The sequence below is a fragment of the Pseudomonas sp. NFIX49 genome, assembly GCF_900115915.1.
GTDB classification, from domain to species: domain Bacteria; phylum Pseudomonadota; class Gammaproteobacteria; order Pseudomonadales; family Pseudomonadaceae; genus Aquipseudomonas; species Aquipseudomonas pharyngis.
Map to the genome: position 1 here is coordinate 298,312 of NZ_FOYE01000009.1, position 22,150 is coordinate 320,461.

18 protein-coding genes are annotated in these 22,150 nt (G+C 61.9%); 10 read left to right on the forward strand and 8 right to left on the reverse strand.

The features are described from left to right. Positions 1–9: 9 nt before the first annotated feature. The 3 genes from BMZ46_RS25315 to BMZ46_RS25325 are packed head-to-tail and all read right to left on the reverse strand — an operon-like array spanning position 10 to position 2,944. Positions 10–1,491 carry an aldehyde dehydrogenase gene (locus tag BMZ46_RS25315; protein ID WP_074688587.1) on the reverse strand — a complete coding sequence of 494 codons (1,482 nt, stop codon included), beginning with the start codon at positions 1,489–1,491 and terminating at the stop codon, positions 10–12. Continuing rightward, entirely contained in the window at positions 1,488–2,321 is an 834-nt protein-coding gene (locus tag BMZ46_RS25320) for an alpha/beta fold hydrolase (protein ID WP_039766874.1), read from the reverse strand. Before BMZ46_RS25320 ends, BMZ46_RS25315 begins: the two co-directional genes overlap by 4 nt. A gap of 32 nt (positions 2,322–2,353) precedes the next feature. Next, positions 2,354–2,944, reverse strand: coding sequence for an amino acid synthesis family protein (locus BMZ46_RS25325; protein WP_007957412.1), 591 nt, complete (start codon positions 2,942–2,944; stop codon positions 2,354–2,356). A gap of 324 nt (positions 2,945–3,268) precedes the next feature. On the opposite strand from BMZ46_RS25325, the gene BMZ46_RS25330 reads away from it, so the two are divergent. Together BMZ46_RS25330 and BMZ46_RS25335 are read left to right on the forward strand one after the other, a co-directional pair. Beyond that, positions 3,269–4,297, forward strand: coding sequence for a WD40/YVTN/BNR-like repeat-containing protein (locus tag BMZ46_RS25330; RefSeq protein ID WP_039766872.1), 1,029 nt, complete (start codon positions 3,269–3,271; stop codon positions 4,295–4,297). A 28-nt stretch (positions 4,298–4,325) separates the two neighbouring features. Next, positions 4,326–6,710, forward strand: a complete 2,385-nt coding sequence (locus tag BMZ46_RS25335; RefSeq protein ID WP_007957414.1) for an efflux RND transporter permease subunit — start codon at positions 4,326–4,328, stop codon at positions 6,708–6,710. 264 nt (positions 6,711–6,974) lie between these two features. Here BMZ46_RS25335 and BMZ46_RS25340 read toward each other — a convergent pair whose 3' ends face one another. Together BMZ46_RS25340 and BMZ46_RS25345 are read right to left on the reverse strand one after the other, a co-directional pair. Next, a complete protein-coding gene (locus BMZ46_RS25340; RefSeq protein WP_011334609.1) occupies positions 6,975–7,694 on the reverse strand; it encodes a FadR/GntR family transcriptional regulator in 720 nt (239 codons plus the stop codon). 214 nt (positions 7,695–7,908) lie between these two features. Further along, positions 7,909–9,645 carry an IlvD/Edd family dehydratase gene (locus BMZ46_RS25345; RefSeq protein WP_039766867.1) on the reverse strand — a complete coding sequence of 579 codons (1,737 nt, stop codon included), beginning with the start codon at positions 9,643–9,645 and terminating at the stop codon, positions 7,909–7,911. Positions 9,646–9,838: 193 nt separating this feature from the next. On the opposite strand from BMZ46_RS25345, the gene BMZ46_RS25350 reads away from it, so the two are divergent. The 8 genes from BMZ46_RS25350 (at position 9,839) to BMZ46_RS25385 (ending at position 16,515) form a co-directional block, all read left to right on the forward strand. Beyond that, the gene (locus BMZ46_RS25350) at positions 9,839–11,161 is read left to right on the forward strand and encodes an MFS transporter (RefSeq protein WP_074688585.1); all 1,323 of its coding nucleotides are present in this window, start codon (positions 9,839–9,841) and stop codon (positions 11,159–11,161) included. 35 nt (positions 11,162–11,196) lie between these two features. Next, positions 11,197–12,189 carry an AraD1 family protein gene (araD1, locus tag BMZ46_RS25355; RefSeq protein WP_039766864.1) on the forward strand — a complete coding sequence of 331 codons (993 nt, stop codon included), beginning with the start codon at positions 11,197–11,199 and terminating at the stop codon, positions 12,187–12,189. A 9-nt stretch (positions 12,190–12,198) separates the two neighbouring features. Continuing rightward, a complete protein-coding gene (locus BMZ46_RS25360; RefSeq protein ID WP_074688583.1) occupies positions 12,199–13,779 on the forward strand; it encodes an aldehyde dehydrogenase (NADP(+)) in 1,581 nt (526 codons plus the stop codon). Between the two features lie 196 nt (positions 13,780–13,975). After that, positions 13,976–14,284, forward strand: coding sequence for a DUF5629 family protein (locus BMZ46_RS25365; protein ID WP_074688579.1), 309 nt, complete (start codon positions 13,976–13,978; stop codon positions 14,282–14,284). Next, positions 14,281–15,456: a lactonase family protein gene (locus tag BMZ46_RS25370; RefSeq protein WP_074688577.1), complete on the forward strand. Its 1,176-nt coding sequence runs from the start codon at positions 14,281–14,283 to the stop codon at positions 15,454–15,456. The genes BMZ46_RS25365 and BMZ46_RS25370 overlap by 4 nt, the downstream gene beginning before the upstream one ends. A 156-nt stretch (positions 15,457–15,612) precedes the next feature. After that, on the forward strand, positions 15,613–15,792 hold the full coding sequence (locus tag BMZ46_RS25375) for a hypothetical protein (RefSeq protein WP_007941320.1): 180 nt from the start codon (positions 15,613–15,615) through the stop codon (positions 15,790–15,792). Positions 15,793–16,048: 256 nt separating this feature from the next. Next, positions 16,049–16,261, forward strand: a complete 213-nt coding sequence (locus tag BMZ46_RS25380; protein ID WP_039766857.1) for a hypothetical protein — start codon at positions 16,049–16,051, stop codon at positions 16,259–16,261. Further along, positions 16,258–16,515 (forward strand): hypothetical protein, encoded by a 258-nt coding sequence (locus tag BMZ46_RS25385; RefSeq protein ID WP_074688575.1) that lies wholly within the window; start codon positions 16,258–16,260, stop codon positions 16,513–16,515. The genes BMZ46_RS25380 and BMZ46_RS25385 overlap by 4 nt, the downstream gene beginning before the upstream one ends. Before the next feature lie 5 nt (positions 16,516–16,520). On the opposite strand, the gene BMZ46_RS25390 is transcribed toward BMZ46_RS25385, so the two are convergent. From BMZ46_RS25390 to BMZ46_RS25400, 3 genes are read right to left on the reverse strand one after another with little or no spacing between them, the layout of a single operon-like run. Continuing rightward, positions 16,521–17,105, reverse strand: coding sequence for a glutathione S-transferase (locus tag BMZ46_RS25390; protein ID WP_074688573.1), 585 nt, complete (start codon positions 17,103–17,105; stop codon positions 16,521–16,523). Beyond that, a complete protein-coding gene (locus BMZ46_RS25395) occupies positions 17,102–20,743 on the reverse strand; it encodes an AAA family ATPase (protein WP_074688572.1) in 3,642 nt (1,213 codons plus the stop codon). Before BMZ46_RS25395 ends, BMZ46_RS25390 begins: the two co-directional genes overlap by 4 nt. Then, entirely contained in the window at positions 20,740–21,984 is a 1,245-nt protein-coding gene (locus BMZ46_RS25400; protein WP_074688570.1) for an exonuclease SbcCD subunit D C-terminal domain-containing protein, read from the reverse strand. The genes BMZ46_RS25395 and BMZ46_RS25400 overlap by 4 nt, the downstream gene beginning before the upstream one ends. Between the last annotated feature and the right edge of the window lie 166 nt (positions 21,985–22,150).

The window sequence follows — 22,150 nt, forward strand, 5'->3', positions numbered from 1 at the left end:
GCAGGACTCCTAACGCATCACAAACGGATCAGGCATCGGCGCCTGGGAGAGGTTGATCCACACCGTTTTCAGTTCGGTGTAGGCCAGCACCGAATCGATGCCGCTTTCGCGTCCATAGCCACTGTTCTTGAAGCCGCCGATCGGTGCCATCGCCGACACCGCGCGGTAGGTGTTGACCCAGATAATTCCTGAACGCACGTCCCGGGCCAGGCGATGGGCCCGGCCCAGATCGCGGGTCCAGATGCCGGCGGCGAGGCCGAACTGCGAGTCGTTGGCAATCGCCAGCGCTTCTGCTTCGTCCTTGAAACGGATCACCGAGGCCACCGGACCGAACACTTCTTCCTGCATGATCTTCATCGAGTTGCGATCGCATTCGAACAGCGTCGGCTCGTAGAACCAGCCGTCACCGACGCCGCTAGGCCGCTTGCCGCCCAGACGCAGACGCGCACCTTCAGCGATGGCATCAGCCACCAGACCTTCGACCACCGCCAGTTGCTGCGCGGTAGCCATCGGGCCCATTTCGCTGTTGTCGTCTTGCGGGTTGCCGATGCGGATGCGCTGGGCGCGTTCCACCAATCGGCTGACGAATTCGTCGTAGATTTCATCCTGCACCAGCAGTCGCGAACCGGATACGCAGCTCTGACCGGATGCGGCGTAGATCCCGGCGATGGCGCCGTTGATCGCACTGTCGAGATCAGCGTCGGCAAAGATGATGTTCGGCGATTTGCCGCCCAGTTCCAGCGACAGCTTGGCGAAGTTCTCGGCGCTGCTGCGCACCACGTGCCGGGCCGTGGCCGCGCCGCCGGTGAAGGCGATCTTGCGGATCAGCGGATGACGGGTGAGGGCGGCGCCAGTGCTCGGGCCGTAGCCGGTCACGACGTTGACCACCCCCGGCGGAATCCCGGCTTCGAGGGCCAGACGCGCCAGCTCCAGAATGGTCGCCGAGGCATGCTCGGACGGTTTGATCACGATGGTATTGCCGGCAGCCAGCGCCGGCGCCAGTTTGATCGCGGTCAGGTAAAGCGGGCTGTTCCAGGGAATGATCGCGGCGACCACGCCCATGGCTTCGTGCACGGTGTAGGCGAACAGATCGGGTTTATCCAGCGGCAGGGTGCCGCCTTCGAGCTTGTCGGCGAGGCCGGCGGTGTAGTGGAAGAACTCCGGCAGATAACCGACCTGACCCCGGGTTTCGCGGATCAGTTTGCCGTTGTCGCGGCTTTCCAGCTGCGCCAGTTGTTCCTTGTTTTCAGCGATCAGGTCACCGAGACGACGCAGCAGTTTGCCGCGCGCGGTGGCGGTCAGACCACGCCATGCCGGGCTGTCGAAGGCGGTCTGCGCGGCTTGCACGGCGCGTTCGACGTCGGCCTCGTCAGCGTCGGGCAGTTCGGCCCAGGGTTCGGCCAGCGCCGGGTTGAGGCTTTCGAACGTCTTGCCGGAGAGGGCGTCGACCCATTCTCCGCCGATGCACATCTGGAAGCGTGCGAGCGTCATGCAACGATCCCCTTTATATGGTTTTGTCGGGCGTGTGCGGTGTCGAGAAATTCCAGCAGCGTCTGGTTTACCAGCCGTGGCGACTCTACCGGCATCATATGCCGTTGCTCGGGCAGCACGGCAACCTTCGCGCCGGGAATGCGCGCGGCCAGTTGCTCGGCCATTTCCGGGGTCGATCCGGGGTCCAGCTCGCCGGTGGCGATCAGCGTCGGCGCCTGGATGCTGCCCAGGTCGTCGGCGCGGTACATGTCCTGGGTGGCGAACAGTTCGTAGGTGGTCAGGTAGCCTTGCGGATCATTGCCGGCCAGGGTCTGGCGGATCGCAGCGATCTGCGCCGGGTTGGCCGCCTGATATTCACGGCTGAACCAGCGCGACAGCGCCGCTTCGGCATTCGCGTCCGGTCCGTGTTCGGCCGCTTGCGCAGTGCGGGCGATAACCCCGGCGCGCTGCTCTTCGCTGCGGTTGAACACGCTGTTGAGCACTACCAGGCTTTTCAGGCGCTCCGGGTAATGCAGGGCAAACGCCCGCGCCACCAGACCGCCCATGGAAAAGCCGATCACTGATGCCTCGGGCAATTGCAGGTGGTCAAGCAGCTCCAGCAACTGATCAGCGTAACCGAGCAGGGCGGTGCCGCTGGCCGGGCGCGGGCTGGCGCCATGACCGAGCATGTCGTAGGCGATCACCCGGTATTGCGTGGCCAGGCCAACAATCTGGCCGCCCCACATTTCTTTGTTCAGGCCCACGCCGTGGATCAACACCACGGGTTGGCCAACGCCTGTCGCCAGATAACTGGTGCCGGCCGGGGTGAGTTCAGCGGTGAGCCGAATCATGGAGCGCTCCTGCAATGCCTTTTTTATTGTGGTTACTGGGCTTTTTCGGCGGCCAGTTCTTCCAGATCGATGTAGCGGTTGCCGATGCGCGGGTGCAGGCGACCACCGTCGGCGCAACCGAGCACCACGACGATTTCGTCGGCGCGCGGGGCGTCTTCGATCTGCATTTCCAGGGTGATGTAGTGCGAGCGCAGGCCTTCGTCGTCCTTGTGCATCATCGGGATCTGAATCGAAGTGCCCGGACCACCGCGCTTGTTGGTGAAGCTCAGGTAGCTCTTGGCCTTGACCGCTTCGCGGTAGTGGTTGCCGAAGCGCAGGGTGTGGATCACCGCCGACGCGTGTTCGATTTCGCCATCGGCACCGACCACCGCGGCTTTGCCGTAAGCCTCGATCTTCTCGGCGCCGCCGATGATCCCCACCAGACGCTCGACCATCATCGCGCCGAGGTCCGAGCAATTGGCGCGGATCTGCGGCTTGAGGTCTTCGACAAAGCCATTGCCGACCCACGGGTTCTTCATCACGACAGCCAGGCCGACCATGGTCACCGGGGTGTCGGACGCCTTGCCGCCTTCAATGAAGGTCTCTTCGACATAGCTGACGATCTTGCGAATTTCGAAACTCATGAGCTGCTCCGTAGGGGGTAAAGAGTGTCTGTGCGTCTGATGGTATACCATAATACCGATCGCGCAAGTCCCCCTCGCAAGAATCCCTGCCATCAGTCGGACGAATGCCCGCGCATTCAGCTGCCGCTGTAGTCCCTTTCGGTTAACAAAAGATAACGTTGCGCCGATTGTCAGACGTTTCGAATGCCCGATAGGATGAGCCAGCTTCCGAAGGGGCTCTGGACAGCGGGTTTCAGGACTATGCTTGTGACCAGGCAGTCACCGTGAGCACCCTTGCGGCGCCCTTAAGGTCCATGACCAACAATAATAAACAGGGGAAGGTCTATGAGTCGTTGCCGCCCGCCGGCGTTACGCAACACCGCGTTGCTGGCCACAGCACTCTCTCTGCTGGGCTTTGCCACATTGTCGGCGCCGGTTCTCGCCGCCGAAGCGCCCGCCGACGTGGTCTATGCCACCGAATCGGCCAAGGCCTCGAAAAGCCTGATGCTCGATGTCGTTCACGCCGGAACCCGGCTGGTGGCGGTCGGGGATCGCGGGCACATTCTCTATTCCGACGATCAGGGCAAGACCTGGACCCAGGCCAAAGTGCCGAGCCGCCAGTTGCTGACCGCCGTTTATTTCGTCGATGACAAGCACGGCTGGGCCGTCGGCCACGACGCACAGATCCTCGCCAGCGAAGACGGCGGCCTGACCTGGACCAAACAGTTCGAAGACCTCAAGCGCGAATCGCCGCTGCTCGACGTCTGGTTCAAGGATGTCAACAGTGGCCTCGCCGTGGGTGCCTACGGCGCGCTGCTGGAAACCACCGACGGCGGCAAAAACTGGGAAGACGTCAGCGATCGCCTCGACAACGAAGACCAGTTCCACCTAAACGCCATCGGCGCGGTAAAAGACGCCGGTCTGTTCATCGTTGGCGAGTCGGGCAGCATGTTCCGCTCCGCCGACTGGGGCCAGACCTGGGAAAAACTCGAAGGCCCGTACGAAGGCTCGCTGTTCGGCGTGATCGGCACGGCGCAGCCGCAAACCCTGCTGGCCTACGGTCTGCGGGGCAACCTTTACCGCTCCACCGATTTCGGCAGCACCTGGGAGCAGGTCGAACTGAAAGCCGCGCGCGGTTCGCTGGAGTTCGGCCTGTCCGGTGCCACACTGCTTGCGGACGGCTCCATCGTCATCGTCGGCAACGGCGGCTCGGTGGTCAGCAGCAGTGACAACGGCGAAACCTTCAGCGTGTTCAACCGTCCGGATCGCATCTCGCTGTCGTCGGTCACCGCCGCCGGCAACGGCAATCTGATCCTGAGCGGGCAGGGTGGCGTTCGGGTCACGACTGCGAACGGCGCCGAGCTGGGCAAATGAGCCGAATCAATAATAAGAAGGCGGGGCTATGACTTCCTTGAGCACTCATCATCAGGACAAGGCGACGTTTCTCGAGCGCCTGATCTTCAACAACCGCCCGGCAGTGATCGTGATCTGCCTGCTGGTCAGCATTTTCCTGTTCTGGCAGGCCACGCTGATCCGTCCGTCCACCAGTTTCGAAAAGATGATCCCGCTCAAGCATCCGTTCATTGAAAAAATGATGGAGCACCGCAACGATCTGGCGAACCTGGGCAACACCGTGCGCATTTCGGTGGAAGCGAAGGACGGCGACATTTTCTCCAAGGAGTACATGGAGACCCTGCGTCAGATCAACGACGAGGTGTTCTACATCTCCGGCGTCGACCGTTCCGGCCTCAAGTCGCTGTGGAGCCCGAGCGTGCGCTGGACCGAAGTGACCGAGGAAGGTTTTGCCGGCGGCGAAGTGATCCCGCAGAGCTACAACGGCTCCCAGGACAGCCTCGATCTGCTGCGTAACAACGTGCTCAAGTCCGGTCAGGTCGGGCGTCTGGTGGCCAACGACTTCAAGTCGAGCATTGTCGACATCCCGCTGCTGGAGTCCTACCCGGACCCGCAGGACCAGGGCAAGCTGCTGGCGCTGGACTATCGCCAGTTTTCCCATGAGCTCGAAGACAAGATCCGCAACAAGTTCGAAGCGCAGAACCCCAACGTCAAGATCCACATCGTCGGTTTCGCCAAGAAGGTCGGTGACCTGATCGACGGCCTGGTGATGGTGGTGATGTTCTTCGGCATCGCCTTCGTCATCACCCTGATCCTGCTGTTGTGGTTCACCAACTGCCTGCGCAGCACCGTGGCGGTGTTGAGCACCACGCTGGTGGCGGTGGTCTGGCAACTCGGGTTGATGCACTTCTTCGGCTTCGGCCTCGACCCTTATTCGATGCTGGTGCCGTTCCTGATTTTCGCCATCGGCATTTCCCACGGCGTGCAGAAAATCAACGGTATCGCCCTGCAATCCGGTGAGGCGGACAACGCGTTGACGGCCGCACGGCGGACCTTCCGTCAGTTGTTCCTGCCGGGCATGATCGCGATTCTGGCGGACGCCGTCGGCTTCATCACGCTGCTGATCATCGACATCGGCGTGATTCGCGAGCTGGCCATCGGCGCTTCCATCGGCGTGGCGGTGATCGTGTTCACCAACCTGATCCTGTTGCCGGTGGCGATTTCCTATGTCGGCATCAGCAAGCGTGCGATCGCCAAGAGCAAGAAGGACGCGCACCGCGAACATCCGTTCTGGCGCCTGCTGTCGAACTTCGCCAACCCGAAAGTCGCCCCGATTTCCATCGCTTTGGCGCTGGTCGCTTTCGGTGGCGGCCTCTGGTACAGCCAGAACCTGAAGATCGGCGACCTTGACCAGGGCGCGCCGGAACTGCGTCCGGACTCGCGCTACAACAAGGACAACAACTTCATCATCAGCAACTATTCGACCAGCTCCGACGTGCTGGTGGTGATGGTCAAGACCAAGTCCGAAGGCTGCTCGCGCTATGAAGCCATGGCGCCGATTGACGAACTGATGTGGAAGATGCAGAACACCGAGGGCGTGCAGTCGGCGATCTCGCTGGTGACCGTGTCCAAGCAGATGATCAAGGGCATGAACGAGGGCAACCTGAAATGGGAAACCCTGTCACGCAACCCTGACGTGCTGAACAACTCCATCGCCCGTGCTGACGGCCTGTACAACAACAGCTGCTCGCTGGCGCCGGTGCTGGTGTTTCTGAACGACCACAAGGCTGAAACCCTGGATCGCGCGGTGCATGCGGTGCAGGACTTCGCCAAGGAAAACAACAAGGAAGGCCTGGAATTCATCCTCGCGGCCGGTAACGCCGGGATCGAGGCGGCCACCAACGAGGTGATCAAGAAGTCCGAGCTGACCATCCTGATCCTGGTGTACATCTGCGTGGCGGTCATGTGCATGATCACCTTCCGCTCGTGGGCGGCGACCCTGTGCATCGTGCTGCCGCTGGTGCTGACCTCGGTGCTGGGCAACGCGCTGATGGCGTTCATGGGTATCGGCGTGAAGGTGGCGACGTTGCCGGTGGTGGCGCTGGGCGTGGGGATCGGCGTGGACTACGGCATCTACATCTACAGCCGTCTGGAAAGTTTCCTGCGTGCCGGTTTGCCGTTGCAGGAAGCCTATTACCAGACCCTGAAATCCACCGGTAAGGCAGTGCTGTTCACCGGTCTGTGCCTGGCCATCGGCGTGTGCACCTGGATCTTCTCGGCGATCAAGTTCCAGGCCGACATGGGCCTGATGCTGACCTTCATGTTGCTGTGGAACATGTTCGGTGCGCTGTGGCTGCTGCCGGCACTGGCGAAGTTCCTGATCAAGCCGGAGAAACTGGCGGGGCAGAAGGGCAATTCTCTGTTTGCTCACTGATCCGTTTGGCTGAAATGAAAAAGCCGCAACCTTGAAGGGTTGCGGCTTTTTTTATGGTGTGAGATCAAAAGCCCCCTCACCCTTGCCCTCTCCCAAGGGAGAGGGGACCGACCGCAATGTCTCGCGTGATACATCGACCTGGAAAACCGAGTCGATTATGGATTCAAAGCAGGTCGTTCAAGTCGGTGTAGATCGCTAATATCCCCGGATCGGTTCCCTCTCCCTCCGGGAGAGGGCTAGGGTGAGGGCAGGCGGTCTCAAGGCTTACGAAAGATCCGCCCCCAGCACAACACTCAAGGCACTGCGCGCATCATCCAACTGCACCAACGTCGCATGCCGTGCCCCCAACGCATCCCGATTCTCGATAGCCGTCAAAATCGCCTTGTGCCGAGGCAACGCCAGTTCATGCAGATTCGGCCGCTGGTTCGAATGCTTCAACGCCTCGGCAATCGCCACCGCAAGCATGTTGCACAGGTTGGCCAGCAAATCGTTGTGGGTCGCGTCGGCAATCCGGCTGTGAAAGTCCAGATCCGGTTGCAGCAAGGCCTCAGGCGTTGGCGCTGCTTCCATGCGCTGGTAAGCCTCGGCAATCGACGCAATGTCGGCATCGGTGGCGTGCTGGGCGGCGAGGGCGGCGGCGGCCGGTTCGATGATGCTGCGCACGCTGGTCAGAACATTGAAGAACTCGTTCTGCGGGCTGCTTTGCATCAACCAGTGCAATACGTCCGGGTCGAGCATGTGCCATTCGCGGCGCGGCTTGACCACGGTGCCGACGCGCGGTTTCGAATACACCAGGCCCTTGGCGACCAGCACTCGGGTGGCTTCGCGCAACACCGGCCGGCTGACCGCGTACTCCTCGCAGAGCAGGGCTTCGGCGGGCAGTTTGTCGCAGGGCAGAAAGCGTCCGGAAACAATCTGCATGCCCAGTTCCTGGACGATGCGCGAGTGCATGCTTTTACGGTCGGAAGGTTTGCGGTAATCCATGGGGAGTGACGCGATCCTGAGCGATGGAGATGCCGCGCATCATAGCAGGCACGGCGTAATCTGGAGCGAGGCAATGATCGTTCCCACGTCGAGGCGTCGAACCGTCTGCGTGGGAATGCCTGAAGGGACGCTCTGCGTTCCAGCTCTCGAATGGGACGCAGAGCGTCCCGGGCTGCATTCCCACGCGGAGCGTGGGAACGATCAGTCGGCGGTTTTAGTGGGAATGGCGCGGGACTTCAGCCCCTCGGCAACCAACGAGGAAGTCGAAATCGCAACCCTGATCCGCCTGTAGCACATGGTCGATGTACAACTGACGATACCCACCCACCAAGAGTTGCTGCGGCGGTTGCAGATCCGCCATGCGCGCTGCCAGTTCGGCGTCCGGAATGTCCAGGTGCAAGCGCCCGCTGGCACAATCCAGCTCGATCCAGTCACCTTCCTTCACCGCTGCCAAAGGCCCGCCGGCCGCTGCTTCCGGGGCGACGTGCAAAACAACGGTGCCGTAAGCGGTGCCGCTCATCCGTGCATCGGAGATGCGCACCATATCGGTCACGCCCTGCGCCAGCAGCTTGGCCGGCAAACCCATGTTGCCGACTTCGGCCATGCCCGGATAACCCTTCGGCCCGCAGTTCTTCATCACCAGAATCGAGTTCGCATCGACGTCCAGTTCCGGGTCGTTGATCCGCGCCTTGTACATGTCGAAGTTCTCGAACACGACGGCGCGGCCACGGTGCTGCATCAGTTCCGGCGTGGCGGCTGACGGCTTGAGCACCGCACCCAGCGGTGCCAGGTTGCCGCGCAACACGCAGATGCCGCCGTCGGCGCGGATCGGATTGTCGAGGGGGCGGATCACTTCGTCTTCACCGTAAATCGGCGCGTCCTTGGTGTTCTCGCCGATGGATTTGCCGTTGACGGTCAAAGCGTTCGGGTTGGGAATCAGATTGGCCTCGCCAAGACGCCGCAGCACGGCCGGCAAACCGCCCGCGTAGTAGAACTCCTCCATCAGGAAACGCCCGGACGGTTGCAGGTCGACGATGGTCGGCATGCCGCGACCGATGCGCGTCCAGTCGTCCAGATCCAGCTCGACGCCGATGCGCCCGGCGATGGCTTTGAGGTGGATCACCGCGTTGGTCGAACCACCAATCGCTGCGTTGACCCGGATCGCGTTTTCGAAGGCTTCCTTGGTCAGGATCTTCGACAGTTTGAGATCCTCACGAACCATCTCTACCGCGCGCATGCCGGACATGTGCGCCAACACATAACGCCGCGCATCCACTGCCGGAATCGCCGCGTTGTGCGGCAGGGACGTGCCCAGTGCTTCGGCCATGCAAGCCATGGTCGACGCGGTGCCCATGGTGTTGCAGGTGCCGGCCGAGCGAGACATGCCGCCCTCGGCCGCGAGGAAATCGTCAATCGTGATGGTGCCGGCCTTGACCTGTTCGCTGAGCTGCCAGACCACGGTGCCGGAGCCGATGTCCTTGCCCTTGTGCTTGCCGTTGAGCATCGGCCCGCCGGTGACGACAATCGCCGGTACGTCGCAACTGGCCGCGCCCATCAGCAGGGCCGGGGTGGTCTTGTCGCAACCGGTCAGCAGCACCACGCCGTCAATCGGGTTGCCGCGAATCGCTTCCTCGACGTCCATGCTCGCCAGGTTGCGGGTGAGCATGGCGGTCGGGCGCAGGTTCGATTCGCCATTGGAGAACACCGGGAATTCCACCGGGAAGCCGCCAGCCTCGATCACCCCGCGTTTGACGTGTTCCGCGATCTGGCGGAAGTGCGCGTTGCACGGAGTCAGTTCCGACCAGGTGTTGCAGATGCCGATGATCGGCTTGCCGTGAAACTGATGGTCGGCGATGCCCTGATTCTTCATCCAGCTGCGGTACATGAAGCCGTTCTTGTCGGCCGTGCCAAACCATTGGGCGGAGCGCAGGGTGGGTTTCTTATCAGACATGATCGATTCTCTTATTGTAAGACTATTGTTTGCGAGCTTTGGCTAAACATAAGCGCAAAATCGCCGGTTTGGAAGTGTTGTTGCGTAATTAGTATTACTATATAGTCGTTTTCGACGGAGGGATGGCCCTGGCGGTTTTCCGCGAGAGGCGTCCCCCGAGGTTCCATAAAAACAACAATCGGAGACCGATCTCATGAGCCAGGAACTGCGGCTTGTCCGGCGCATCACGCTGAAACTGATTCCCTTCCTGATCCTGCTGTACCTGATCGCCTATGTGGATCGCTCCGCCGTCGGCTTCGCCAAGCTGCACATGGGCGCCGACATCGGTATCGGCGATGCCGCCTACGGCCTCGGCGCCGGGCTGTTTTTCATCGGCTACTTTCTGTTTGAAATCCCCAGCAACCTGATGCTCGAACGCTTCGGCGCGCGGCGCTGGTTTGCGCGGATCATGATCACCTGGGGCGCGATCACCATCGGCATGGCCTTCGTCCAGGGCCCGCACAGTTTCTACGTGATGCGCTTTCTGCTCGGCGCGGCGGAGGCGGGGTTCTTTCCCGGCGTTCTTTACTACATCACCCAATGGTTCCCGGTGCGCCATCGCGGCAAGATCCTCGGGCTGTTCATCCTTTCCCAACCCATCGCGATGATGATCACCGGCCCTGTGTCCGGCGGCCTGCTGGGCATGGACGGCATCCTCGGCCTGCACGGCTGGCAGTGGTTGTTCATCGTTATCGGCACCCCGGCGATCCTGCTGACCTGGCCGGTATTGCGCTGGCTGCCGGACGGCCCGCAGCAAGTGAAATGGATGGACCAGGCCGAGAAGGACTGGCTGACCGGCGAGCTGAAAAAGGACCTGCAGGAATACGGCCAGACCCGTCACGGCAATCCGCTGCATGCGCTGAAAGACAAACGCGTATTGCTGCTGGCGCTGTTCTACCTGCCGGTGACCCTGAGCATCTATGGCCTGGGCCTGTGGTTGCCGACCCTGATCAAACAGTTTGGCGGCAGTGATCTGGTCACCGGTTTCGTGTCCTCGGTGCCGTACATCTTCGGGATCATCGGCCTGCTGATCATTCCGCGCAGTTCCGACCGCTTGAACGACCGCTACGGCCATCTGGCGGTGCTCTATGTGCTGGGTGCCATGGGCCTGTTCCTCAGCGCCTGGCTGTCCTTGCCGGTGGCGCAACTGGCGGCGTTGTGTCTGGTGGCGTTTGCGCTGTTTTCCTGCACGGCAGTGTTCTGGACGCTGCCGGGCCGATTCTTTGCCGGTGCCAGCGCGGCGGCCGGGATCGCCTTGATCAACTCGGTGGGCAACCTCGGCGGTTACATCGGCCCGTTCGTGATCGGCGCGCTGAAGGAATACACCGGCAACCTCGCTTCGGGCCTGTACTTCCTGTCCGGGGTGATGGTGTTCGGGCTGATTCTGACGGGTGTCGTCTATCGCTTGCTGGAGCGCAAGCATGTGCTGCCAGTCGAGCAATTTGCAGCGAGCGCACGCGGTGCGACACGCACCTGATTTCGATCCAGGATTTGTTTTAACAGGAGAACATCATGCATCTGGTTCAATTCGAATTGAGTAACGGCGAGCGCCGTGTCGGGGTGGTCGAGGGCGGTCTGGTGCGTGAAGTGCAGGATGCGCGCACGGTTCGTGATCTTGCCTTGGCGGCAATCGAGGCCGGCAACACGCTCGCGCAGCAAGTGCAGACCCTCGGCCTGGGCATCAGCCATGATTACGCCGAGTTGCTGGCCCAACTGCGGATCCTGCCGCCACTTGATCACCCGGACCCGGCGCACTTGCTTGTCAGCGGCACGGGCCTCACGCACCTCGGCAGCGCGTCGGCCCGGGACAAGATGCACCAGCAGGCCGGCGACGAAGCGGCGATGACCGACACCATGCGCATCTTCAAATGGGGCGTGGAGGGCGGCAAACCGGCTGCGGGGCAGGCCGGGGTGCAGCCGGAGTGGTTCTACAAGGGCGACGGCAGCATTGTCGTGCGTCCCGGTCAGCCGTTCCCGCTGCCGCCGTTTGCCGAAGACGCTGGCGAGGAACCGGAGATGGCCGGCCTCTACATCATCGGCCACGACGGCAAGCCGTATCGCCTCGGGTTTGCGGTGGGCAACGAGTTTTCCGATCACGTCATGGAACGCAAGAATTACCTGTACCTGGCCCACTCCAAGCTGCGCAGTTGCAGCTACGGCCCGGAACTTCGCACGGGTGAATTGCCTCAACACCTGGCGGGCACCAGCCGCATCCTGCGCGACGGCGAAGTGCTGTGGCAGAACGAGTTCCTCAGCGGCGAGGCCAATATGTGCCACAGCCTGGCGAACCTCGAATACCACCACTTCAAGTACCGCCAGTTCCTGCGTCCTGGCGACGTGCACATTCACTTTTTCGGCACCGCGACCCTGTCGTTCGCCGATGGCATCCGCACTCAGCCGGGCGACGTGTTCGAGATCAGCCAGGCCGAATTCGGCGCACCGCTGGTCAACGGCATCGCCCCGGTCGCAGCGGCATTCGAACCGGACAGCATTGGCACCCTTTAAGGAGATCCCATGACTCAGATTCTCGGTCACAACTACATCGGCGGTCGTCGCAGCGCGGCGGGCAGCGTCAAGCTGCAGAGCGTCGACGCCACCACGGGCGAGGCACTGCCCCACGATTTCATTCAGGCCACGGAAGCGGAAGTCGACGCTGCCGCCAAGGCCGCTGCGGCGGCGTATCCGGCGTATCGCAGCCTCAGCGCCGAACGCCGCGCGCAGTTTCTCGATGCGATTGCCGATGAGCTGGACGCACTGGGTGATGATTTCGTCGCCGTGGTCTGTCGCGAAACCGCGCTGCCGGCCGGGCGGATTCAAGGCGAAAGAGGGCGCACCAGCGGCCAGATGCGCTTGTTCGCCAAAGTCCTGCGGCGCGGTGATTTCTACGGTGCGCGGATCGACCTGCCGTTGCCGGATCGTCAGCCGTTGCCGCGTCCGGATCTGCGCCAGTACCGTATCGGCCTGGGGCCGGTGGCGGTGTTCGGCGCTAGCAATTTTCCGCTGGCGTTCTCTACTGCTGGCGGCGATACCGCATCGGCGCTGGCGGCCGGTTGCCCGGTGGTTTTCAAGGCCCACAGCGGCCACATGGCCACCGCTGAGCTGGTCGCCGATGCGCTGATTCGTGCAGCAGAAAAAACCGCGATGCCGGCCGGTGTGTTCAACATGATCTACGGTGGTGGCGTCGGTGAATGGCTGGTCAAACATCCGGCCATTCAGGCGGTTGGTTTCACCGGTTCGCTGCGGGGCGGACGGGCGCTGTGCGACATGGCCGCCGCGCGGCCTCAGCCGATCCCGGTGTTCGCCGAGATGTCGAGCATCAACCCGGTGATTGTGTTGCCCCAGGCGCTGGCCGTGCGATCGGAAACCGTCGCCCGCGATCTGACCGCGTCGGTGGTACAGGGCTGTGGTCAGTTCTGTACCAATCCGGGCCTGGTGATCGGCATCCGTTCGCCACAGTTCACCGCATTCGTTGAGCAAGTCGCGGCGCTGATCGGTGATCAACCGGCGCAAACCATGCTCAATGCCGGCACCCTCGGCAGCTACGGCAAAGGCCTGGAAAAACTCCTGGCGCACGCCGGCATCGAGCATCTGGCGGGCAATCCGCAGCAGGGCAATCAGGCGCAGCCGCAGTTGTTCAAGGCCGATGTCAGCCTGCTGATCGATGGCGATGAAGTGCTGCAGGAAGAAGTGTTCGGCCCGACCACGGTGATTGTCGAAGTGGCCGACAAGGCGCAGTTGAGCGCGGCGTTGCAGGGCCTGCACGGGCAACTGACGGCGACCATCATCGGCGAGCAGACGGATTTCGAGCGCTTCCCGGAGCTGACGCCGTTGCTGGAGCAGAAGGTCGGACGGATCCTGCTCAATGGTTATCCGACCGGTGTCGAAGTGTGCGATTCGATGGTGCACGGCGGGCCTTATCCGGCGACGTCCGATGCCCGCGGCACTTCGGTGGGCACGCTGGCGATCGATCGATTCCTGCGTCCGGTGTGCTTCCAGAACTACCCCGACAGTCTGCTGCCGGAACCGCTGAAAAACGCCAACCCGTTGCGCATACAGCGGCTGGTCGATGGCAAGCCATCGCGCGAAGCCCTTTAACTCACACACCATGATCGTTCCCACGTCGAGGCGTCGAACCGTCCGCGTGGGAATGCAGCCCGGGACGCTCCGCGTCCCATTCGAGAGCTGGAACGCGGAGCGTCCCTTGAGGCATTCCCACGCAGAGCGTGGGAACGATCAAGAGCAGGGGCTTTGAGCTATCATTGCCCCTTTCCCCCTGAAAGACATGATTGCCATGACTGCCGTAACCGAAACCCTTCTCAACGCCCTCGAACACTGCGGTATGGTCGAAATCGACGGCCTGCACGCTTTCGAATTCGCCCTCGACGAAGACGACAACCTGCACATCGAATGCATCGATGGCCGGGCAGCCAAGCATTGGGAGTTCACCCCGGCGCAGGTGGCAGCGGCGACGTTTGATCAAGATTTGCAGAGTTGGCTGATCGTCGGTTTTGCCAGCGACACCAAAACCGTCGGCGAGCACCGTCTGGTGTGCCTCGGTGATGTACTGAGCAGTGCCGACGACGAGGACGAAACTGAATGAACATGCGTAAATTCTGGCCATTGCTGATAGCCGGCAGCGTCGGCGCGATGGGCCTTTCCAGTGCCTCGGCCGAGAGCTTCCAGTTTTTGGTGGGCTCCTACACCGCCGATACCAGCGAAGGCATTTACCGGATGAACTTCAACAGCGCTACCGGCCAGATCGACGCCAAGCCGCTGCAAGTGATCAAGAGTGAAAACCCGTCATGGCTGACCCTGTCGAAGGATCAGCGTCGGCTGTTTGTGGTCAACGAAAACGGCCCTGGGCAGAAAGACCCGGTCGGTCGCGTCAGCAGTTATTCCATCGATCCGAAGACCCACGCACTGACCCTGATCAATCAGGTCCAGAGCCTGGGCAACGAGCCGACCCATTCCAGCCTCAGCGGCGACGCCAGCCATCTGTTCGTCAGCAACTATTCGGTGATGGAAGATCCGGGCGGCACCCTTGCGGTATTGCCGGTGGGCAGCGACGGCAAGCTCAAACCGGTGGTGCAGATGAGCGCGCACCCGGCGAGCCGGATCAATCTCGAGCGTCAGGCCTCGAACCACGTGCACTCGACAGTTTCCTCGCCGGACGGTCGTTATGTGTTCTCCAACGATCTGGGCGCGGACAAGGTCTTTGTCTACCTGTTCGATCCCAAGGCCAACCCGGACTTGCCATTGACGCCGGCGATGACCGCTTCTGTGCCTTTGCCCGCCGGCAGCGGCCCGCGTCATCTGTTGTTCAGCGCCGAAGGCAAACACGCCTGGCTGACCATGGAAATGAGCGCCCAGGTTGCGGTGTTCGATTACCACGACGGCGTGCTGACCCAGACGCAACTGGTCGATCTGGCGGCCGGCCAACCCACCTCGGACAAGGCTGCCGCCGCGTTGCACGCGTCCGCCGACGGCAAATTTCTCTATGTCAGCAACCGTGGCACCGCCAATCAGCTGCTGGTATTCGCTATTGATCCGGCCAGCGGCCAGCTCAAGGAACTGCAACGACGTTCGGTGGAAGGCGATCACCCCCGTGAGTTCAGCCTCGACCCAAGCGGCAAATTCCTGCTGATCGCCAACCAGAAGAGCAACCAGATTGTCGTGGTCGAGCGCGACAGCAAGACCGGTCTGCTGGGCAAAACCGTACAAAAACTGCCGATGGACGCCCCGAGCGATATCAAGTTCCTCATGCGTCAATAAGCCGCAGGCCCCGTTCTACGGGGCCTGAAGCTATGTATTAATCCTGCTGATAACAGGTAATGTTGCAAAGCATTTCAAGCGATCGACCCTCGAGCGTTAAGTTTGCTCCACGGCCCAACCGGGCAAGCAAGCCAACTGAACACGAGGGTTACCGCCATGAACTTCAATCTCTTCTCCGTAATTGCCGCTTCCGCCATCTCCGCCACCGTGGCTCTGCCAGCCAGTGCCAACGTTGAAATCAGCGACAAAAAATCCCACACCCAGAGCTACACCCAGAAATACCTGCAACAAAGCGCCAACTTCTACGCCGCGCTGGATCACAAAGCTCAACACTGAAATTTCCGTTACGCCCTGGAACTGCCCAAGGCTGCGATCCTTTGATCTTGTTTCCTGAAAAAGCAAAATCAAAAGATCGCAGCCTTGGGCAGTTTTTTGCCTGCGCAACGACCGACGATAGCTATTTTCAAACGACGAGATAGATCGGCTAAATAATCAACGAAGCTGATGGTTACTATGGAAAACCCTGAGTGGATACCCCGGCTTTTTTGATCGATTCTGTGGACCTCGAAACATTGTCCACGGAGCACACATCATGGCCACTTCAATCATCACTTCCGCCAAACGCGGCGCCTACGTGGCCATCGGTCTGTACCTGGTCATGGTGCTGTTTGTCAGTCTGGCGTCGCAGTCGCAACACAGCTTCGAAGCACCGATCGACGTTGCACATCCCGGCATCCAGTTCGAACTTCGCTCACAAAACGCAGCGGTCGGTTCAGCTGAGCTCGCGGGAGTCGGCGGAGCATGAAAGGCTACAGACTCTGGGTCATTGCCGGACTGGCGTTCATGACCAACGGCGCTTCCCTGTTGGGATTCGGCCAAGGCTCGGTCGGCGGGCTGGCCCGGGCCATAGAGGCCAACCACAACATCGCGCACAACATCGAACGGGCCAATGCGCTGGGGCTGCTGGCCGGCAATCCGCCGGCGAAAACCGCCAGCGGTTTTCTCGGCCCGTTCGAAGTGGATTGCTCGGTCATCGGCATGTGTGAAGTGTTGGCGTAACGCGCCTACTTTTTCATGATGCCGGTGAACAGTTCCGACTCCAGAAACCGCTGCAACCAGGCCTGCAACCGCACGTAAGGCGTCTGTGCAAACCAGTCACGATCAACGTGAGCAAACTGGCGAACGAACGGCAACAGCGCGATATCGGCCAGGCTCGGATGCGCGGTCAACAAGTAATCGCGACCCTCGAGCAACTCATCCAGTTTCTGCAAGAACAGAGCACCTTCGGCGCGATAAACCTCCATCGGCTGTTCCGGATAACGCTCGGCGTACTTGTAGCGATTCAAGTGAATCTTGAACACTTGATCGTTGGCTTCAATCAACTCGGCGATCCTTGAATCGCCACCCAGCAACCAGTCATCCGGATCATGCTGCGCCAGCGCCCAGTGCATGATCTCCAGGCTCTCGTCGATCACCTGACCGTCCGCATCCAGCACCGGCACCGTGCCCTTGGGCGAGATCGCCAGCATCTGGGCCGGTTTGGCCTTGAGGCTGACTTCGACGATCTCCACCGGCACGCCCGAATAACGCAGGGCCATCCGTGCCCGCATCGCGTACGGGCAGCGGCGGAAGGAATACAGCGTGTTCATTTCACCTCCAGTGTGCTCAGACCGTTGCCCTGGCGCTGTACCTGAATCTGCACCGGAATCCGCTCGTGCATTTCCTGCACGTGGGAAATCACCGCGACCTTGCGGCCCTGCGCCTGCAAGCCATCGAGGGCGTCCATGGCCAGTTGCAGGGATTCCGGATCGAGACTGCCGAAGCCTTCGTCGATGAACAGCGATTCGATCTTCAACGTACTCGACGCCATCGAGGCCAGGCCCAGGGCGAGAGCCAGCGACACCAGAAACGTTTCTCCACCGGACAGCGAATGCACCGAACGCAGTTCGTCGCCCATTTCGGTGTCCATCACCAGCAAGCCGAGCATGCTGCCGCCGCGCTTGAGGCGGTAGCGCTTGACCAGCTGCCGCAGCTGCACGTTGGCGTGATGCACCAGCAGGTCGAGGTTGTAAGCCTGGGCGATCTTGCGGAAGGTGTCGCCAGTGGCCGAGCCGATCAGCGCATTGAGCCGCGCCCAGCGCTGATATTCGGCATAGGCATCGGCGATCTGCTGCGCCAGCGCCTGATTGGCGTTCTGGCGGCGCTGGTCTTCGGCCTGCTCGGCGCGCAGTTCGGCGCATTGCTGTTCGCTGGCCGTGCACTGGTTTTGCAGGTCGGCGAGGGCGCTGGCGAGTTGTTCGGCGTCCAGGTTGCCGTTGTGTTGGCCCTGATGTTCGAGCAGACGCTGATCGCGTTCCTGCACCAACACCGTGGCCTGTTCAACGGCTTTTTCGTTGCGCTGCAAGCGCTGGCGCAGCTCATCAACTTGCGCGTCATCAATCCGCAGCAGGTCTTCGAGGCCACCGTCATCCAGCTCCGGATGACGGGCGCGCCAGTCGGCAATCTTGCCGGCCAGATCACGATCTTCGGTTTCCAGCGCTTGCAGACGTTCCTGCTGCGCTTTCAGCTCGGCGGCGATTTGCACGAGCTGCGTACGCGCGTCCTGCAGCGCCTGAGTCGTGGTGGATTCGGCGTTGCGTGCCTGTTCCACGGCCTGTTCCAGTTGCTGCTGCCAATGCTCGGCGCAGGTGTGATCGCCCAGCAATTGCGCAAGCTTCTCTTGGCTGGTCTGTTGTTGCCCGGTCAGCGTGTTGAGTTGCTGTTCAGCGTTTTGCAGCTGCTGCACACGGCCCTGTTGGCGGTCCTGTTCTTTCTCGAGCGTCTGCTGGCGTTGTTGCTGTTCGGCCAGTTCTTCCTTCTGCTGATCGACTTGCGCCAGACGTTCGGCGATCTGCCGGTCAAGCTGCATGAAGGTCGCCGCCGGTTCGGCGCGCACGGCTTCGAGGGTGTCGCTGGGCAGCAGTGTGGCGAAGGCCGCCAGCTCTTCGTCCAGACGCTGGCGGTCAGCGCTCAGTTCGCGTTGCTGATTGCTCAGGTGCTGCGCCGCTTGCTGGTGCGCCGTCTCGGCCTGACGCAATTGCTGGGTCAGGCGCGCCGCGTCCTGTTGCAGCGTGAGCAGGGCGGTCTGGCGTTGTTCGTCCTGGGTGATGCTCTGGTTCAGTTGTTCATTCTGGCGAGTCAGCCACGCAGCGCGTTTGTCACTGTCCTGATTCAGCAAGGACGCCGCCAGCGGATGCGCCTCGATACTCGGCGTCAGCGCCTGCTGCTGGGCGGCCAGTTGTTCCTGCTGTTGCAGCAACTCTTTCTGTTGGGCAATCACGCCACCGACACTGGCACGCAGCTCGGTGAGTTTTTCCTTCAGTTGATCGACTGCTTGCTGCGCGCTGGCCTGCTCGTTTTCATCGTGACGGCCGAGGCTTTGCAGCAAGGCTTCCGGCTGGTGGTACGGATGCTCGTTGCTGCCGCAGACCGGGCACGGGTGGTCGTCCTGCAACTGCGCGCGCAGCTCTTCGACACTGGCACTGCGGGCCAGACGCTGACGCTCGAGCAGTTCACGGGTGACGTTGAGGGTCTGTTCGGCGACGGTCAGCTCGGACTTGGTCTTCACCCCGTCCTGGGTCAGGCGCTCGCGTTCCTGTTGCGCATCGAGCTGACGCTGTTGCAGCTCGGCACTGCGTTTGTCCAGCTCCTGCTGACTGGCCCACAGGCGCGTCAGGTCCTCGACGGCGCGCAATTGCTTGCGGTTGTCCTGCAACAGAGTGCCGAGGATGCCGATCTGCTCGGCGACCGCGTCCGGTTCGGCGCCGGCCTCTTTGAACAGCACTTCAAGCTGTTGCTTCTGCGTGGCGAGCGCTTCGGTGGCGCGGGCGGCGTTTTCTTCGAGGGAAGCGAGTTCGCTTTGGCCCTTGTTCAACCGGTTGCCGATCAGCATCAGTTGCTGCAAGCGGTCGCGGTAGGCATTCCACGCTTCGCTCAACGGTGCCAAGTGAGCGCTTTGCTCAAGATCGGCGGCAATGCGCTGCAAGCGTTCGGCGACCTGTTTTTGCTGATCGAGCAGGGTCTGGATCGCGCTCTGGCCCTGGGCACAGGCTTGCTCAGCGGCTTGCTTCGCTTCGGTGCCGGACGCAACGTCCTTGGCGAGGCGGGCGAGGGTGCTCTGCTCCTCGAAGGCCTGACGCAACAGCGGCGCGCTTTCGCTCAGTTGCGTTTGCGCCTGGGTCAGGGCGATCTGCGCTGCGGCGAGATCCTGTTCCAGTCGTGTCTGGCGCTCGGTCAGCTCGCCATGTTGCCGGGTGTGCGCGTGGATCTGTGCGGCCAGCGGCGTCAGCTGTGCATCGAGTTCGGTCTTGCGGGCGAACTGGTGCCGTTGCGGGGCAAGTTGTTCCAGGCGGGTGAGCTTCAGGCGCTCGCCGGCCAGCGACTCTCGCTCGTGCTCGGCGCTGCGCAGTTGCTCGGCAGCGGCTTGTTGCGAGTCTTGCAGCCGCAGCAGCTCCTTGAGCCAGTCGTGCTGTTGCTCGATCTGCTTGAGCTGCGCCTGCTGCAACTTCAGTTGTTGCTGGGCGGCGTTGAAGCGCTCGTCCAGCTCCGCGCGGGCCTCGGGGGCCAGCGGAGTCACGCCGGTGGCCTGATCCTGCAACTGCTTGTGGGCTTCGCGGGCCTCTTTGGTCTTGTCGAACGCGCGGCGGCCGAGGCGGGTGTAGAGCGCGGTGTCGGTGAGCTTTTCCAGCAGTTCGCTGCGGTCGTTGTCATCGGCCTTGAGAAACGCACTGAATTCGCTCTGGGCCAGCAGCACGGCGCGGGTGAATTGTTCGAAGTTCAGGCCCAGCGCGGCCTCGAGCTGAGTCTTGTACTCGCCTTTCTGGCTGGCGAGCAGTTGATCCTGATCGATGTCGCGCAGGCTCTGACGGCTGGCCTGCAACTTGCCACCGGCCTTTTCCCGGGCGCGATTGGCTTCCCAGCGCGCACGATAGCGACGGCCATCGACGCCGACAAAATCCACTTCGGCAAAGCCTTCACCGGTGCCGCGACGCAGCAGGGTGCGCGGGTCGCCGGTGGCGATTTCGCCGTCGGCGTCCGGCACCTTGGCGTCACGGCTAGTGTTGTTCAAGCGCGGCACAGAGCCAAACAACGCCAGGCACAGCGCATCGAGCAAAGTACTTTTACCGGCGCCGGTCGGGCCGGTGATGGCGAACAGGCCAGCGCTGGCCAGCGGTTCGGCGGTAAAGTCGATCTCGAACGGGCCGGCCAGCGACGCGAGGTTCTTCAAACGAATGGCGAGAATCTTCATGGCTGCTCGCCCTCCATTTGTACGTCTTGCAGCAGTTCGGCGAAGTCCTTGAGGGTTTGCTCGTCGACCTCGTTGCCGTAGTTGTCGAGCCAGGCGCGGCTGAACAATTCCTGCGGCGTAAGCTGGTCCAGCTCGATCAGCGCGCTGCCGTCCTCGGCGCCGTCAGCGCCCCGATTGCCGGCGTACTCCGCGGCAATTCGCACCAGTCGCACAGCCTTGCCTTGCAGGGCGCTTTCGATCTGATGGCGCAGATCCGGTTGCGGCTCGTCGAGGCGCACCCGCACTTCCAGCCACGGTTGGCGCTGGGTTTCGGCCAGCAGATCGATGTTCGGCAGGTCCGCCAGTTGCAGCAGGATTTCCGCCAATGGTGCAGGGCCGAGGCGTTGCAGATTGACGGAGCGAGGGATCAGCATTGGCTCGACGCTGACCAGGGTTTCGCCGTCCAGAACGACGTCGAGCACCTGGTGCTGATAACTGATTTCCGAAAACGACAACGGGATCGGCGAGCCGCTGTAGCGAATCCGCTCTTCGCCGTTGACCTTCTGCGGCTTGTGCAAGTGGCCGAGCGCGACATAACTGATGCTCGGCCCGAACAGGCTGGCGGGCAGCGCTTCGGCGTTGCCGATGATCAGGCTGCGTTCGGAGTCTTCCGACACCGAGCCGCCGGCCATGTGCGCATGGCTGATGGCGACCAGCGCCTGGCCCGGTTGGCGTTTGGCATTGGCCGCTTCGATCAGCCATTCATGCACCTGGCCAATGCCGCGCAAATAGTTGTCGCCCAGATGCGCGCCGGTGACCTCGGCAGGCCGAAGGAACGGCAGCGCCAGGCACCACGCGGCGATCTCGCCGGACGCATTCGGCAACGGCAACAGCAGACGTTCTGCATCCAGTTGTCCGTCATCCAGCCACAGTACCCGACCCAACGCATGGGTGCGCAAACGCCGCATCAACGGCGCGGGCAGCTCGATCCGCGAACCGGAATCGTGGTTGCCGGCGATCATCACGATGGTCAGCAACGGTTGCTGTTCGTGGGCGCTGACGATGAAATCGTAGAGGCGTTCCTGGGCTTTGACCGGCGGATTGACCGTGTCGAAGATGTCGCCGGCGATCAGCAGCACGTCCGGCTGCGCCAACTTCAATTGGCGCAGCAGCCACTCGAGAAAACAGGCGTGCTCGAAATCGCGCTCCTGGCCGTGCAGGTTCTGCCCAAGGTGCCAGTCGGAGGTGTGAAACAGACGCAAGGCTGACTCCGCAATATAAAGAGGTGATGGCCGCCGGGATGAGAGGGCGGCGAAAGAGGGGAGAGTTTACAGATTATTGTGTCAGGAGGGCTGACCGAGGCCGGGAGGACGGTCTTATTGACGCTCAACTTGGCCATGACCGTTCATCGGCAGCGCACCGCTGTTG